16 protein-coding genes are annotated in these 15,895 nt (G+C 36.1%); 12 read left to right on the top strand and 4 right to left on the bottom strand.

From position 1 onward, the window contains the following. Nucleotides 1–5 precede the first annotated feature (5 nt). The 10 genes from hslU (at nucleotide 6) to SULAR_RS05280 (ending at nucleotide 11,347) form a co-directional block, all read left to right on the top strand. Nucleotides 6–1,334, top strand: a complete 1,329-nt coding sequence (gene hslU, locus SULAR_RS05325) for an HslU--HslV peptidase ATPase subunit (protein WP_008243784.1) — start codon at nucleotides 6–8, stop codon at nucleotides 1,332–1,334. 121 nt (nucleotides 1,335–1,455) lie between these two features. Then, nucleotides 1,456–2,364 carry a GTPase Era gene (era, locus tag SULAR_RS05320; RefSeq protein WP_008243783.1) on the top strand — a complete coding sequence of 303 codons (909 nt, stop codon included), beginning with the start codon at nucleotides 1,456–1,458 and terminating at the stop codon, nucleotides 2,362–2,364. 184 nt (nucleotides 2,365–2,548) lie between these two features. Further along, nucleotides 2,549–4,081, top strand: coding sequence for a hypothetical protein (locus SULAR_RS05315; RefSeq protein WP_008243782.1), 1,533 nt, complete (start codon nucleotides 2,549–2,551; stop codon nucleotides 4,079–4,081). Further along, a complete protein-coding gene (locus SULAR_RS05310) occupies nucleotides 4,078–4,734 on the top strand; it encodes a hypothetical protein (protein ID WP_008243781.1) in 657 nt (218 codons plus the stop codon). Before SULAR_RS05315 ends, SULAR_RS05310 begins: the two co-directional genes overlap by 4 nt. Continuing rightward, nucleotides 4,734–5,138 (top strand): hypothetical protein, encoded by a 405-nt coding sequence (locus tag SULAR_RS05305; protein ID WP_008243779.1) that lies wholly within the window; start codon nucleotides 4,734–4,736, stop codon nucleotides 5,136–5,138. The genes SULAR_RS05310 and SULAR_RS05305 overlap by 1 nt, the downstream gene beginning before the upstream one ends. A gap of 52 nt (nucleotides 5,139–5,190) precedes the next feature. Then, complete coding sequence (gene mshL / locus SULAR_RS05300) at nucleotides 5,191–6,777, top strand: pilus (MSHA type) biogenesis protein MshL (protein ID WP_238536364.1); 1,587 nt, start codon at nucleotides 5,191–5,193, stop codon at nucleotides 6,775–6,777. Beyond that, entirely contained in the window at nucleotides 6,767–7,579 is an 813-nt protein-coding gene (locus SULAR_RS05295) for an ATP-binding protein (protein ID WP_008243776.1), read from the top strand. The genes mshL and SULAR_RS05295 overlap by 11 nt, the downstream gene beginning before the upstream one ends. Next, a complete protein-coding gene (locus SULAR_RS05290; protein ID WP_008243774.1) occupies nucleotides 7,572–8,306 on the top strand; it encodes a CDC27 family protein in 735 nt (244 codons plus the stop codon). Before SULAR_RS05295 ends, SULAR_RS05290 begins: the two co-directional genes overlap by 8 nt. A gap of 52 nt (nucleotides 8,307–8,358) precedes the next feature. After that, the gene (locus SULAR_RS05285; RefSeq protein WP_008243772.1) at nucleotides 8,359–10,098 is read left to right on the top strand and encodes a GspE/PulE family protein; all 1,740 of its coding nucleotides are present in this window, start codon (nucleotides 8,359–8,361) and stop codon (nucleotides 10,096–10,098) included. A gap of 1 nt (nucleotide 10,099) precedes the next feature. Then, a complete protein-coding gene (locus SULAR_RS05280) occupies nucleotides 10,100–11,347 on the top strand; it encodes a type II secretion system F family protein (protein ID WP_008243771.1) in 1,248 nt (415 codons plus the stop codon). A 45-nt stretch (nucleotides 11,348–11,392) separates the two neighbouring features. On the opposite strand, the gene kdsB is transcribed toward SULAR_RS05280, so the two are convergent. Beyond that, complete coding sequence (gene kdsB, locus SULAR_RS05275; protein WP_008243769.1) at nucleotides 11,393–12,112, bottom strand: 3-deoxy-manno-octulosonate cytidylyltransferase; 720 nt, start codon at nucleotides 12,110–12,112, stop codon at nucleotides 11,393–11,395. 77 nt (nucleotides 12,113–12,189) lie between these two features. Here kdsB and hemH point away from each other — a divergent pair, with 77 nt between their 5' ends. Together hemH and SULAR_RS05265 are read left to right on the top strand one after the other, a co-directional pair. Continuing rightward, nucleotides 12,190–13,194 (top strand): ferrochelatase, encoded by a 1,005-nt coding sequence (hemH, locus tag SULAR_RS05270; RefSeq protein ID WP_008243767.1) that lies wholly within the window; start codon nucleotides 12,190–12,192, stop codon nucleotides 13,192–13,194. Then, nucleotides 13,145–13,759: a YigZ family protein gene (locus SULAR_RS05265; RefSeq protein ID WP_238536363.1), complete on the top strand. Its 615-nt coding sequence runs from the start codon at nucleotides 13,145–13,147 to the stop codon at nucleotides 13,757–13,759. Before hemH ends, SULAR_RS05265 begins: the two co-directional genes overlap by 50 nt. 36 nt (nucleotides 13,760–13,795) lie before the next feature. Here the strand turns inward: SULAR_RS05265 and SULAR_RS05260 are convergent, their stop codons facing one another. The 3 genes from SULAR_RS05260 to SULAR_RS05250 all read right to left on the bottom strand — a co-directional run bounded on the left by SULAR_RS05260 (nucleotide 13,796) and on the right by SULAR_RS05250 (nucleotide 15,880). Next, nucleotides 13,796–14,137 (bottom strand): P-II family nitrogen regulator, encoded by a 342-nt coding sequence (locus SULAR_RS05260; protein ID WP_008243763.1) that lies wholly within the window; start codon nucleotides 14,135–14,137, stop codon nucleotides 13,796–13,798. An 11-nt stretch (nucleotides 14,138–14,148) separates the two neighbouring features. Beyond that, the gene (locus tag SULAR_RS05255) at nucleotides 14,149–15,321 is read right to left on the bottom strand and encodes an ammonium transporter (RefSeq protein WP_008243760.1); all 1,173 of its coding nucleotides are present in this window, start codon (nucleotides 15,319–15,321) and stop codon (nucleotides 14,149–14,151) included. Between the two features lie 217 nt (nucleotides 15,322–15,538). After that, nucleotides 15,539–15,880, bottom strand: coding sequence for a P-II family nitrogen regulator (locus SULAR_RS05250; protein WP_008243759.1), 342 nt, complete (start codon nucleotides 15,878–15,880; stop codon nucleotides 15,539–15,541). Between the last annotated feature and the right edge of the window lie 15 nt (nucleotides 15,881–15,895).

Raw genomic sequence — 15,895 nt, 5'->3', positions numbered from 1 at the left:
GTGTAGTGGATAATTTAACACCTAAAGAGATAGTCACTTACCTGGATAAATATGTCATAGGACAGAATGAAGCAAAAAAGACGATCGCCGTAGCCCTGAGAAATCGTTACAGACGTATGCAGCTCACTCCAGAGATGCAGCAGGATGTCACGCCTAAAAATATCTTGATGATAGGGAGTACAGGGGTTGGTAAAACAGAGATCGCCAGACGTTTGGCAAAAATGATGAACCTGCCATTCATCAAAGTAGAAGCCAGTAAATATACGGAAGTGGGATTTGTAGGACGTGATGTCGAGTCGATGATACGTGATCTGGCTGCAACCTCTATGACTCTGGTCCGTGAGAGTGAAAATGAAAAAAACAAAGAGAAGATAGAAAACTATATAGAAAACAAGATCATAGAAAAACTTCTTCCACCCCTTCCAGCCGGTGCAAGTGAACAGAAGAAAGCAGAGTATGATGCCTCTTTTGCACGTATGCAGGAGAAGTATGCCAAAGGTGAGCTTGACCATCTCAAGATCAAAGTAGAAGTACCGAATAAACCTGCCATGCCGGAAGAGGGACTTCCTCCGCAGATGATACAGGTACAGGAGTCTATTGTAAAGGTCCTAGGCGGTATGGGTAAGAAAGGTCCTGAGAAAGAGGTCACTGTGAAAGATGCCAAAAAGATATTGGCATCTGAGGCAAGTGAAAAACTTCTTGATGAAGAAGAACTTAAATCTCTGGCACTTGAAAAGGTAGAGAAGGGCGGTATTGTATTTTTAGATGAGATAGATAAAATCGCTGTAGCCTCCAACTCACAAAGCAGGCAAGACCCTAGTAAAGAGGGGGTACAAAGAGATCTCCTTCCAATTGTGGAAGGCTCCGCTGTCAATACGAAGTTGGGTATGGTCAATACAGACCATATTCTTTTCATCGCTGCAGGTGCATTTCATGTGAGTAAACCCAGTGATCTTATGCCAGAGCTCCAGGGACGATTTCCTCTTCGTGTTGAGCTTAACAGCCTGGATGAAGAGACTTTATATCGTATCCTTACTGAACCAAAAAATGCACTGATTAAACAGTATGAAGCATTGATGAAGGTCGAAGATGTGGAATTGGTCTTTGAGGAGGAAGCACTGAGAGCCATTGCACACTATTCACTGCTTGCCAATGAAAAGACTGAAGATATAGGTGCCAGACGTCTACATACAGTAATGGAGAAAATCCTGGAAGAGATCAGTTTCTCTGCGGATGAACACAAAGGTGAAACCATCCATGTGGATAAAGCATTGGTAGAAGAGAAGATAAGTAAAGTGGTTGAAGATGAAGATGCAACCCGTTATATATTATAAATAAGTACGCATTTAGAATAAAACACCAATGATAATATTGGCACTATGTCTTATTAAATCACTATACTAGGATGATTTTAGAAGTAGATGCAAGTCACGATTCACTTAAAAGGAAAATGAAATGTTTGAGCATGAGAAAGAAGAAATAGATACAAAAGCTGGCTTTGTTGCAGTAGTGGGAAGACCCAATGCAGGAAAAAGCACATTACTTAATCATATAGTAGGTGAAAAGCTTGCCATGGTCTCAAAAAAAGCGCAGGCAACCCGTAAACGTATGAATATCATCGTCATGCATGATGATGCACAAATTATTTTTGTAGATACACCGGGAATTCATGAAAAAGAGAGACTATTGAATCAATTCATGTTGGATGAAGCACTCAAAGCGATGGGAGACAGTGATCTTATCATTTTCCTTGCACCTGTCACAGACAAGCTAACAGAGTATGAAAAATTTTTAAAACTTACTCAAGCCAAAGGTGTCAAGCACATCGTTGTGCTTACCAAGATCGATCATGTAAAGCAGGGTGATATATTGGCCAAGCTGGGTGAGTATCAGAAATATCAAGACTCTTTCGAAGCGATCATTCCTTTTTCTGTCAATAAAAAAGTAGGGAAAAAACAACTGCTTGATGAGATATGTAAGCATCTACCGATATCTCCTTTCCTTTATGACCCCGAGATCCTTACAACAGAACATATACGGAATATCTATAAAGAATTGATCCGTGAGTCTATTTTTGAGAATCTTAGTGATGAAATTCCTTATGAGAGCGATGTCACCATCGAAAAGATCGACGAGAGTGATACGATTGATAAAGTCTATGCAACGATCGTTGTTGAAAAAGAGACACAAAAAGGTATGATCGTAGGTCAAAAAGGTGCAGGGATCAAGCGTGTAGGAAAACTTGCACGTGAACAGATGGAACTTTTTTCAGGTAAAAAAATATTTTTAGACCTTCATGTAGCGGTTAAAAAAGGGTGGAGTAAAAATAAAGATGGCTTAGAAGAGTTTGGTTATATTATTTAAAACTTCTATGTATGAGAGAAAGAATCATTTTTATAAACCGTATAAATAGCCTATATAGGGGCACTTCTCGTTAAATTAAAGACCAATGATTAAAAAAAGTTATATTTTTAGAAAGTTTTACATTTTGTAAGATTGTTTTAATATTATAACATATATAATTGGTCAACAAGGAAGGAAGTTTAAAATGTTTTTGAAAAAAAAATCGTCAGAATCGACTGTAAAAAATGTTGTTACGGTTAATGCATATACAGGTAAAAGTTATGCATTTAAAAATGATGTCTTTAAACCTTTAGATAAGCTCACCTACAATACTTCAAACTTTATTACCTCGTATGTGAATAATAAAGATATTATTACTACAAAAGTAAATATAAGTAGAAATATCCCAGAAGAAGATATTGTAGATATCATCGATATCAAAGCGTATGAAGAGTTAGGCCTGGATCAGGCTAATACCTATACGATCTCTTCGGTTGAAGTTGAAACTTCAGGAGAAGAGAGGGAATATCATATCTTTGTGGCTGAACCGGAGTCTCTTGATGAACTCTATCTTCCATTAAAAGAAGAAACGAAATATATAGACCTCATAGTTCCTGCACCACTTCTGTATAAACCACTTTATAAAAAAGAGATACTCCAAGACAATAAAGCACACTGTTTTGTTTATTTCATGCAAAATGATGCGTTTGTAACAGTGTATGAGAATGGTCAATATCTCTATTCGAAATCCATAGAGTTTTCATTAGAACAAATTTATGATAAATATTGTGAATCCATAGGTGAAAAAGTGGATGAAAAAGAGTTTTACAGTGTTTTAGAATCAGAGGGTCTTAAAACAACGAATAGTGACTATCAACAAACCTTTATGAAAATTTTTGCTGAAGTCTTTATTACTATTAATGACATTATTATTTATGTAAAGAGAGCATTTGAGTTAGATAGTATAGATCAAATATTTATAGGTAGTGAAAAAGGTCCTATTATTGGACTAGATGATTATAGTCAGAACTATTTAGGCCTCCACTCATCAGATTTTAATTTTAATTATAATGTATCAAGTGATGAATGGTATACAGATCAATTACAGTATTTGATGCTTTTAAGTTCATTTGATTATATGGAAGATGAGTCTTCTTTAGTCAATTTATCTACGTACCCACGCGCACCATCTTTTGTTAATAGAGCAAGTGGTCAGTTCATTATTTCTACCGCTGCCGCTATTGCTTTGAGTCTGGCCTATCCTTTGGTTTACCTGGTCGGGTCTTATGTAAATGATGCAAAGATTTATGCCTTAACGATTGAAAATAATGAACTTACAGCTGAATCGAATAAGTACAAAAAAATTCTTAGCGAGAAGAAAAGCCAGATCAAAGTTTTAGATGAAAAGATAAAAGTATTATCAGATACATATGATGGAAAATCAAAGATGCTTACCTCTATTTATGATAAAAAAGTAAATTACCGTCTGAAATCTGGCATATACCATACACTTGCTAAAGAACTTGATCAATTTGATGTGCATGTAGAGATGTTAAAAAGTGAGAAGGATACATTATGGTTGTCCTTGCTTAGTTCAGATGATAGAAAATTTACAGAAGTCATTAAATATATGTCTGATACCCATTTTGATGAAATTATTGAAATAGATATTGAAAAAATCCAAAAAGACCCTGCGAGTAACTACTATAAAGGTCTGTTAAAGGTGGTGTTGAGATGAAATATTTAGAAGATAAACTAGAAGCATTAGATATCTACTTTGCTCCTAAAAAAGAGAGTGAAAAATGGGTAGTGATTTTGGGGTTAGCAGCCGTTATCGCATATCTTGGCTATGAGTTGCTCTTACCTTATACAGAAGACCTTTACAAAAAAAGTGAACGAAGTAAAAAAAGCATACAAAAAAGTATTACAGATAATCATACATATCTCAACTCTATCACAGTGGGTGGTGATCGTGAGTATTATGTGAAAAAATTTGATAATGATATCATTGTCAAAAAGAAAAAGATCGTCGATACAACAAACAAGATCAAGTTCATAGACTCTAATTTAGAAAAATTATCAGATATGTTATTCAATCAAAAAAGTTGGTCTAGATTCTTAAATTCTATTACCAATACAGCAGAAATACAAAATGTTGACCTGGAGTATATTACAAATAAGTATGTCAATGAAAATACAGGTAGTTTTGGTCATGTATTAGAGATAGGTATAGGTAGTAAGGGACCATATAAGAATATTGTTAAGTTTATGAATGAACTTGAGCAAAATGTTTTGGTTACAGATATTTTTGAATCTCATTTGGTTTCTGACAGTAATTCATCAGATACTATAGCAGATATTAATATTTCAGTATGGGGGATAAATCACTAATGAAAAAGATATTTTTATTACTATTACCACTGACAATGCTTTTAAATGCAGATTTATCTGTGAAACAGATACAAGATATGATTCTTAAAATACATGAAAAACGTGAAGGTGTAAACTTAGCGACGTTAGAGAGTACCAAAGACCCATTTGTGCGATTAGAAGAAGAGAATAATGTTACGACAGTGGCACTGCATGATAAAAACGAAGCAAAGCTAGTATTACATGCGATTGTAAATGGAAAAGCTTATATTAATGATTCATGGAAAAGTCTTGATGACAGTGTGATGGGGTATACATTAAAATATATAGGTGAAAGAGGTGTGGTACTTCGAAATGAAAATCACATTAAAAAATTATTTCTTAATAAAAAAAGAGATAATTTCATAAAGTTGGAAGAAAGGTAATAGTATGAAAAAAGTACAAACATCAGGGATTAAGTTTCTTATAGTATTTGCTATGCTAATAGGATTTACACATAACCTATCAGCAGGAAGTTGTTCCACAAAATTATTTAGTGTCACAATTGACAATAAATTATCCATTGGAGACGTAATCGATAATCTTGCAGAAACATGTGGATTAAGCGTTATTATCAAGGATGATGCTGCAAAATTACGTATGGATAAAAAACTCTATTATGTAAAATTGAAAAATAGTACATTGAAAGGTTTCTTAAATACGATCCTTAAAGACAATGACTTGAATTATACATTAAATGGAAATAAACTGACGATTTCGTATTTAATCACACGTACATTCCGTATCCATTATATTTCAGGACAAAGAAAAGGGACTAGTACTGCGAATGTCACTATAGCAAGTTCAAGTGAGACTAATGGTAATATGAGTGGTGCTGGAGGTACTAGCGGTGGTAATACTGGTATGAATGGTGGTACTGGTGGTGATATGTCTAAAACAGGTATCAGTATAGAAACCAATGATGAGTTCCAATTTTGGAAGACAGTGGAAAAAGAGGTACAGCGTATACTTATAGGTGCGGCAGATGGAAGTACACACTATACAAGATCATCTAATAATACTTGGACTGGTCCAGATGGTAAAGTATGGGAATACAATCCTTTGGCTCCTGTGATTAATCCAGAGGCAGGTATGGTGACAGTCACAGGTACAGATAGACAGGTCAATAGAGTATCTCAATATATACATACATTAACAAAGCAGATCAAGTCGCAGGTTTTGATCGATATACGTATTATTAGTGTATCCTTTGATGATAGTACGACAACGGGTGTTGACTGGTCACAACTCTACAGTTTGCAAAATCTTACGGTAAATACATTTATATCAGCACAAAAAAATGTTTCAGGATATGAATTTGAGAATGGTACCGGAATCACTGAAGTGACATTGCCTGGACTAGATGCTCTTGCAGCTCCAAGTCCTGTGCAGATACTTAATCTGAATGGAAATGTTGAAGTAAAGGACGTTGTTAGATTCTTATCAACGCAAGGGGATGTGAAAAGTGTTTCAAGTCCACGTGTAATGACATTGAACAATCAGCCAGCACTTATCAGTGTGGGTAAGGAACTCTTCTATAAATTAGAAACTCTAGGTGCTTTAGGTGGTAGTACAACAACGAACACTAATACTGCTCAAGGTCAACAAGTTGATTCTGTATTTGCAGGTATTCTCCTGGATATCACACCGGAGATTGATGACAATGGGATGATCACACTGAAAATTAATCCATCAGTCTCTGATACAGTTGCTCCTGTTACAAGTCAAGATGGTGCAGAAAGAACGATCCCACCTGATCTTATAAGAAGACAAATTGCTTCTGTGATAAAAGTGAAAGATGGAGAACATGCTATTCTTGGAGGTTTGATATCAACTCAAACAGGTTTCAAAGACAATCATGTGCCACTATTGGGTGATATTCCAGGTCTAGGTACTTTATTTAAACGCCAAGAGAAAATTAATAAAGTAGAGGAATTGGTATTTATTATTACACCACATATCGTTAAAAACTCTAAGTCTGTTTCATTAAAAGATTTGGGCTATTCAAAGTTAAATGAAAAGTAGATATGAAGCTGCTAAAAATGTATTCGTTGATTCGGTAGATATTGACGATTACATTGATCTAGATTCTTCAGTCACGGCTTTTCAACAATTGCAGCATAGTATGAATAAGCCGTTGAAGATGATCTTGCTTTTTGGAAAACCTGGTACGGGGAAAAGTATTTTACTTACTCGTGTCCAGGAAAAACTGAAACACCAAAAAGAAATTCATTATTTCGATACACCTGCAATTAATGAAAAAGAGTTTTTTTATAAACTCTTCAAAGTTTTAACGAAAAAAGATCTACCAAGTAATACCGAAGTCAATTTTGCTTCTTTGGTTGATTTTTGTAAAAAACTTAGAGGTAAAAGAGAAATTATTATACTGCTTGATGAAGCGCAAATGTATGGTCCAGAGATGATGGAAAAGATACGTCTTCTTTCGGACAGTCGTGCTGTCAAATTTGTGGTTTCATTACATAAAACCGATGATGAAGACCTTATTGCAAAAGAACATTTCCAATCACGCATATGGGAAGTGATCGAACTTAAAAATGCTACAAAAGAAGATCAAACTGCCTATATACATAAAAAACTTTTAAAAAAGAATCTTTTTGAAATAGCTAATAGTATTAAAGCAAAAAATATAAAACGTATTCATAAATATACAAAAGGTAATTATAGAGAGTGTAATAAACTTTTATTCACAATTTTTGAAATTTGTGAGTATTATGATAAAAATGAACCCTCTAAAGTGAACTATACAAAGATATCAGACCGAATTATTGAAATGGCAGCACTGAAATTAGGATACATCCATGTATGATATCAAACAATTGGAAGAGGAATGGAAACGATATAAGAAGAAAAAATTAAAACCTTGGTATATAGGTTCTGGAATTCTTGTTCTTTTAGTGTTTTTCATTATTTTTCTTCAAACAAATATTAACATAAATGTTGGTGCATTGAAAAGCTATTTTGAAACGTCAAAAGAGCTTCAGAGTTTTGAAAATTATGAAAAGCGTGGAACTGCAGTAGCGCCTAACAAGATGAATGCAAAACAGACTGTATTGCTTGATGAGGCTTTGGAGACGTTGGAAGTAAAAGACAATATAATAGAGATGGCCGAGAATACTGTGAAGGCACCTGACAATCTATTGGTTGATATACCTATACTTGATGATAAAGATGAAGACACAACTGAAGAGATTGAAGAAAGAAAGAAAATACATCTAGAGATCATTGATTCAACAAGTGTTTCAGGATATAAAGATGTAGAAAAGCGTTTTTTTGAATCCCATGATATCGATGATGCTCTGTTTCTCGCGAGAAGTTATTATAAAAATGGAAATTATGAAAAAGCAGAATATTGGGCATTAGAGACAAATAAACTAGATGAGAGTAAGGAAGAAAGTTTACTTATTTTTGTCAAATCAAAAGTAAAATTAGGTCACAAAAATGAAGCACTTTCTATTTTAACATCCTATGTGAAACAATCAGATTCCAAAGAGGCAAAAAAGTTATTATATCGGATTGAGAATGATAAATTGTAAAATTAAATTGAGTATTATAGTATACTTTAATGAGTAGAGGAGGGAGTAATAAATGGTAAAACTTATTGAAATCATGCTTAAAGAAAATCTTATTACAAAAGAAGCAATTTCTACATTGGTAAAAAGCAGACCTCCTAAAAAGATTTCTTTTGCAAACCTTTTAGCTGAAGGGATGACAGATCTACATACAGTAGAGATCTTTCTGGCTAAGAAGATAAGACAAGGTGTGATTACGCTATCACATCTTGAGAAGATAGAGGGAATAAACATTGTTCCTATTATAGAAGAGGTGGCAAAAACACTACATGTAGAATATGTGGATCTGGATGATGTCGAAATTGATATGAAACTCTTCTCAAAAATTTCATACAGTCAACTACTCAAATATAATATTATTCCTATAGAAGAGAGTGATCTAAATGTACTGATTGTATTTGACGACCCTCTTGATATGGCAGCCCAAGATGCCATACAAAGACTTTTTCCGAAGAAACCTATACGTATTGCTATTGCTAAACCATCACAGATCCATCAGCATTTACAGCGTTTGGAAATTAATGAGAGTATTAAAGGGTTGGTCGCCGATATTCGTAAAGACCTGGCACAAGAGGGAAAAGCGGATGAAAAAGCGGATGAATCACCTGCTGTCTTAAAACTGATTGACGTGATCTTGAAATCAGCTATCTTTGCAGGTACAAGTGATATTCATATTGAAGCGATGGAAAAGAACTGTATTGTCAGGTTTCGTGTAGACGGTATATTACGTCAAAGCTTCACATTTGATAAAGATATTTTCAACCCTTTGGCTTCAAGAATGAAACTGCTTTCAAACTTGGATATTGCAGAAAAAAGAAAACCTCAGGATGGTAGGTTTTCCGCGACTGTATCAAAAAAAGATTTTGACTTTAGGGTTTCGACACTACCTACAATATTTGGAGAGTCTATTGTTCTTCGTATTTTGGATAAATCTAAAGCGATGATCAAGCTTGAAGAAGCAGGTATGAGTAAATTTTGTTATGACAGGTTTTCTGAATCGATCAAGGTACCCTATGGTATCGTACTTGTTACCGGGCCTACTGGATCTGGTAAAACGACAACGCTTTATGGTGCACTCAATGCTATCAAAGATGTAAAAGATAAGATCATCACAGTGGAAGACCCGGTGGAATATCAGATGGCTGGTTTGCAGCAAGTGCACGTGAACCCGAATGTCGGATTGAGTTTTGCAGATGCACTAAGATCTATTCTTAGACAGGATCCAGACAAAATTATGATCGGAGAGATCAGGGATAAGGAGACATTGCGTATTGCTATTCAAGCAGCATTGACGGGTCACTTGGTACTTTCTACCCTGCATACGAATGATGCGATCTCTGCTGTGACCAGAATTTTGGATATGGGTATTGAAGAGTATCTGGTTAGTGGTGCATTGGTTGCGATACAGGCACAAAGACTTGTACGAAAAATATGTGTGCATTGTAAAAAAGAGACGGTGCTTGATGTGACACTTCGAAAATCAGTAGAAGAGTATCTTCCTGAAAACCCTACATTCTATGTGGGGGAAGGATGTAAAGAGTGCGGACATAGTGGTTATGCGGGAAGGGAGATGATCTCTGAAGTGTTAACGGTCAGTGAAACGATGTCACGTATGATCGCAAACAATGCATCCAAAGAAGAATTGACCCAGCAAGCTGAGGAAGAAGGATTCATTACGATGTTTGAAGATGGTGTCCATAAAGCATTGGAAGGTAAAACGACAATTGCAGAAATTTATAGAGTAGCGAGGTTATAAGATGAAATATTTTAATGTAACAGTAATGGAAAAGGGTAAAAAACGACAAGAATTAGTGAAAGCTGTCAATAAAATGGCGGCCATAAACCTTGCCAAACAAAAATTTCCTATGACAATGGTGATGAAGGCGATGGAGACTTCGGCTCCTCTTGAAGATAGCTTATCTGAACTCTTTTCAGGACTTCGAAAATCCTTTAAATCCAAAATACCGATCAATGATAAAATATCAACGATACGGCAAATAGCCGTTATGACCGATGCGGGTATTCCGATCAATGATACATTGTTGGAAGTTGCAGAAAATACCGAGAATAAACAGCTCAAAGAGATCTATACAACGATCAATAAGGATATCAATTCCGGTAATAGTATTTCAGATTCGATAGAACCTTATACAGAAGAGTTTGGACATGTTGCTATTGCCATGACAAACCTTGGAGAGAGAACGGGTAATATTTCTGAGTCTTATCATAAGCTTGCAGATATACTTGAAACCATTCGAGATAATACAGCAAAATTTAAAAAAGCGATTAGAACACCATTGATCACATTGGCTGCAATGGGTATAGCTTTTACTATTTTGATTATGGTGGTTGTACCAAAATTTAAAGATATATTTGCCAAATTTAAAACTGAACTTCCAATTCCTACACAAATACTTCTTAAATTGGAATGGGCATTTAACAATTATGGGTTATTGATTCTTTTTATCTTGTTTGCTGCTATTTTTGCTGTGAAATTTTTCTATAAAAATAATGTAGATTTCAAATATCAGATGGATAAGTTGATGATACATCCAAAGTTTTATTTGATCAATAAAGCGATCTTTCTCTCTACGATGCATAAATACAATTTGGTCTTTGGCCAGTTGGTTAAAGCGGGTATTCCGGTCTCTGAAGCATTAGAAACGGCTGTTGGTATGGTGGATAATGCTGTGATCAAAGAAAAGTTATTAACAGTGAATGCAAATATTGGTCGTGGTATGAGTTTGGCTGAAGCTTTCCAGTTGACGGGCCTGTATGAGAATATGCTGCTCCAGATGATAAAAGCAGGTGAATCAGGTGGTCAATTGGATGCCATGATGGATAAGGTGACGGATTATTATGATATGCAATTCCAGGATCTGATCGATAACCTTTCAGCGTATATAGAGCCTATTATGATGTTCTTTATTGCAGGATTGGTACTTCTTATGGCTTTAGGTATCTTTATGCCAATGTGGGATCTTGGAAAAGCGGTGAAAAACTAAAAGATACATATATAGAGAAATTTTCTCTATATATTTGTAGAAATATTATAGGCGATGATGTTTAATGGCTTTTTCTAAATCCTCCATAGTGTCTATACCAAAACTCTCTGTAGTTACCTCTATCATAGCAACTTCATAGCCATGGTAGAGGGCTCTAAGTTGTTCAAGTTTTTCTATATCTTCCAATGGTGCAGGTTCAAGCATACAAAATTGATGTAATGATTTGACAGTAAACCCATAGATACCTAAATGTCCTTTGTATGCATCAAAATGATGGTCTCTTGGGTAGGGTACTTTTGCTCTTGAAAAATAGAGGGCCAGGTCATTGGTATCTGTCACAACTTTTACAATGTTCGGATCATCAGCTTCTGGATTCGAAATGGTTTTGTAACAGGAGTTCATCATGATACGTGCATCTTCTTTATTCTTTTTTGTTAGATCGTAGATGGCCTGCACAACATCCGTTTCAATAAACGGTTCATCTCCCTGTACATTGATAATGATCTCATTTTCATCCAAGTCCAACTTTTGTGCTGCCTCGTAGATACGGTCGGTACCACTCTGATGTCTATCGGATGTGAGTATAGCTTGAACTCCATGTGTAAGTGCGATATCTATGACTTCCTGTGAGTCTGTGGCAATGACGACCTTATCGATATCTTCAACGGCCTTCGCTGTTCTGACAACCATCGGTATGCCTCCGATATCTGCTAAGACTTTGTTGGGGAAGCGGCTTGATCCTATGCGTGCAGGGATAATAATCATAATTTAACCTTTATATGTTATAACTTTAATGAATTTTACACTTTATATGCTAAGATACAAGACTTTAAAGGATGTCAATGAACAAAGCACTTTTTCTGCTCAATATGGGTGGCCCCAATGATTTGGATGAAGTAGAACTTTTTTTACATAATATGTTCTCAGATAAAAACATTTTGCCGACAAACTCTATGACACGTGCACTCATTCGTAAAATTATTATAACCAAACGACTGGATGATGCTAAAGAGAGCTATACACATTTGGGTGGAAAATCTCCTTTATCCGATTTGACACATAAACTGATTGATAAACTGAAATCTAAGTTGGATATGCCTATTTATGCTGCCATGCGTTATGTTCCTCCTTTTGCCGGAGATGCATTAAAGCAGTGTAAAGCAGATGGTATAGAGGAGCTTATCTTATTTCCTATGTATCCACAATACTCGACAACTACCACACTCTCTTCTTATGAAGATATTGTTGGAAGATGTAAAGCCTTGGATTATCATCCAAAGATTACCATGTCGACATGTCAATATTTTGATGACATGGATTACATTCATGCGTGCGTAGCTCAGATAGAAAAAGCGATAGGGGATAAGGAGACGAGTGAATATGATCTGCTCTTGTCTGCACACGGGTTACCAATGAGTATTATTAAAGCGGGCGATCCTTACCAACGCCAAGTTGAATCCAATGTCAGTGCCATTAAAACTCTCTTGGCACTAAAAGGAATTGTATTCAAAGATGTGAAGTTGGTCTATCAATCCAAAGTGGGGTCTGCAGCTTGGTTAGAACCTAACCTGGTGGATGTACTACGTAATCCTGTAAATCGTAAAGTATTGATCTATCCTTTAGCATTTACCATCGATAACTCTGAAACACTGTTTGAATTGGATATAGAACATCGTGAAATTGCTGAGAAAATTAAATATGATGATTATATCGTAGCCGAATGTATGAATGACAGTGATACATTTGTAGACCTTATTGTAAAGTATGTGTCGAAAGAACCAACACCTATGTACCCTTGTGCTGACTGTAGTATATGTCTTTGCTGTGGGGCAGGACAGCATTTATAATCGATTGATGGTTACAGTCGCTTCTCATATCGTTCATACTACTGAAGTAAATCGTTCGAAATTCATTACGTATCTTGTACCTATTTCAGAGTATGAAGGTTTACAATCAGCACTGAAAGCTGAACATCCCAAAGCAAATCATGTGGTCTATGCCTTACGTTACTTCAATGAGTTTGGGCAAATTGTTGAAAATGCTTCTGATGATGGAGAACCTAAAGGATGTGCAGGTGTACCGGCACTGAATGTTTTGCGTGGTGAAGCACTTATCAATTGTGCAGTACTCATAGTACGCTACTTTGGAGGCATAAAGCTTGGTACAGGTGGTATGGCTAGAGCGTATGCTTTAGCAGTGAAAGAAGTATTGAAAGAAGCTAAACTGGTTCCTTACGAAAAAGAAATTGTCTATATATTTTCGACGAACTATAACGAGGTGGATAAGACACTCTATAGACTCAAACATTTAGGTCTAGTGAATTATGAACGTGATTTTGGTGTGGATAAAGTGGTCTGGAGGCTAGTTGGGAGTGAAAAGAAGATTGAACAGTTTAAAGAGGAAGGACTATAAAGCCTCTTCGTCAGCATTATGGGGTACACCTAGTACCTATAATGCTTCCTCATCTTCCTCTCCTGTTCTAATACGGATTGTTTTAGAGATATCAGATACAAAGATCTTGCCATCACCGATTTTACCTGTCTTAGCATGTTCTTTAATGGCTTCAATTGCTTTATTTAGATAGTCATCATTGCTGACAACGATCTCTATTTTTACTTTAGGAATGAACTCTACTACATACTCTGCACCTCTATAGAGTTCCGGATGACCTTGCTGCCTTCCATATCCCTTTACTTCAGAGACTGTCATACCCTCTATCCCTTGTTCTACAAGAGCATCCTTTACATCTTCAAGTTTGAATGGTTTGATGATCGCTTCAATTTTTTTCATTGCTTATCTCCTTATATACTACGTTTAAATTCTGGGTATGATTCTATACCACACTCTGTCGCATCGATTCCCTCAAGTTGTTCTTCATCATTTGCACGAAGTACAAAGATTTTGTTAATAATGTATATTGTAATCCATGAAAGTGGAAAAACAATCATACCTACAACAAGTATACCTTTTAATTGTGTCCAAATGCTTACATCTGCTACAAAAATACCTACTGCAAGTGTACCCCAGATACCATTGATTAAGTGAACGGATAATGCACCCACAGGATCATCCATTCTGAATTTATCAAAAATAGGTACAAATAGGACAACCAAAGCTCCCCCGATCGCACCTATGAGTATAGGGGTATGGATATCATATTGGTCTGGTCCGGCTGTAACTGCGACAAGTCCGCCTAGTGCACCATTGAGTATGACCGTGATATCAAATTTCTTATATCTAAAGTAAGTCAGTAGCCATCCTGCGATAGCTCCGGCAAGACCAGCAGTATTGGTATTCATAATAGTGAGTGCGACAGTATCCGCATTCTCTTTTGATGAGATCGCTCCCACAGAACCACCGTTAAATCCAAACCAACCGATCCAAAGCAATAGCGCTCCCAATGTGACCAAAGGAATATTAGATGCGGGGATAACACGAACGATATTGTCTTTGTATCTTCCTCGTCTAGGTCCCATAATGAGTATAGCTGCGAGCAGTGCCCAACCTCCGGTAGAATGGATCACAGTGGATCCTGCAAGATCGGAAAGTGCTGAGATATCCAAGGCTGTGCCGGCTAAAAAATTTGCTCCCCATGTAAGGTTAACGATGATCGGATAGATCAATGCACCAACAGCAATGGTGAATATAGCTAAAGGCAGGATACGAGAACGTTCACTCACTCCACCACTCATTATATTGACGACTTTCCCTACAAAGGCCATTTGAAACATAAAAAATGCCCATTTGCTCATACCGTCTTGATGATCCCAGCTTCCAAATGCAAGCTCATACCCTATCAGTAAAAATGCAAGAGAAGCGACGGCATAGATCATTACATTTACAGTCAGTACAGAAGTGACATTTTTTGTTCGTACCAATCCTGCTTCAAGCATCGCAAAACCAGGTACCATAAAGATGATAAGTGTCATGGCAAAGAGTGCGAAGAGGGTATCTATAACGTAATTTATTTCCATAATTAGTTCCTTATATTCTAGTTATGGGTATTGTATCGGTTATTTGAATATATTGGAAGTGTCTATAGTGTTCGAAAATAAGGCAGTTTTATAAGAAAAATAAGGAATTTAGGGAAAAATTGATTAATTATTAATCAGAAGGAGAGGGAGAAGGTTTTTTCTTCTCCCTGAAAAGCTTAGAGTTCATAAGGCATTGTTTTCCTCCCCCCCTAACAGATTAGAGTGCGTCAGCGTCAGTTTCATCGGTTCTGATACGAACAACATGGTCGATCGTACTTACAAAGATCTTACCATCACCAATTTTACCTGTTTTAGCAGATTCATTAATGATCTTGATCGCAGTCTCTGCATAGGCATCCGTGCTTACGACAATCTCAATTTTAATTTTTGGGATAAATTCAACCACATACTCAGCCCCTCTGTAAAGCTCCGAGTGACCTTGCTGTCTTCCGTATCCTTTTACTTCAGATACGGTCATACCTTCAATACCAGCTTCTACAAGAGCATCTTTGACATCTTCTAGTTTAAATGGTTTGATTATTGCTTCAATTTTTTTCATTATTCAATCCTTTAT

It is taken from the genome of Sulfurovum sp. AR, assembly GCF_000296775.1.
GTDB classification, from domain to species: Bacteria; Campylobacterota; Campylobacteria; order Campylobacterales; family Sulfurovaceae; genus Sulfurovum; species Sulfurovum xiamenensis.
The sequence above is the reverse complement of the archived record's forward strand: the minus strand, read 5'-3'. Positions and strand labels throughout refer to the sequence as shown.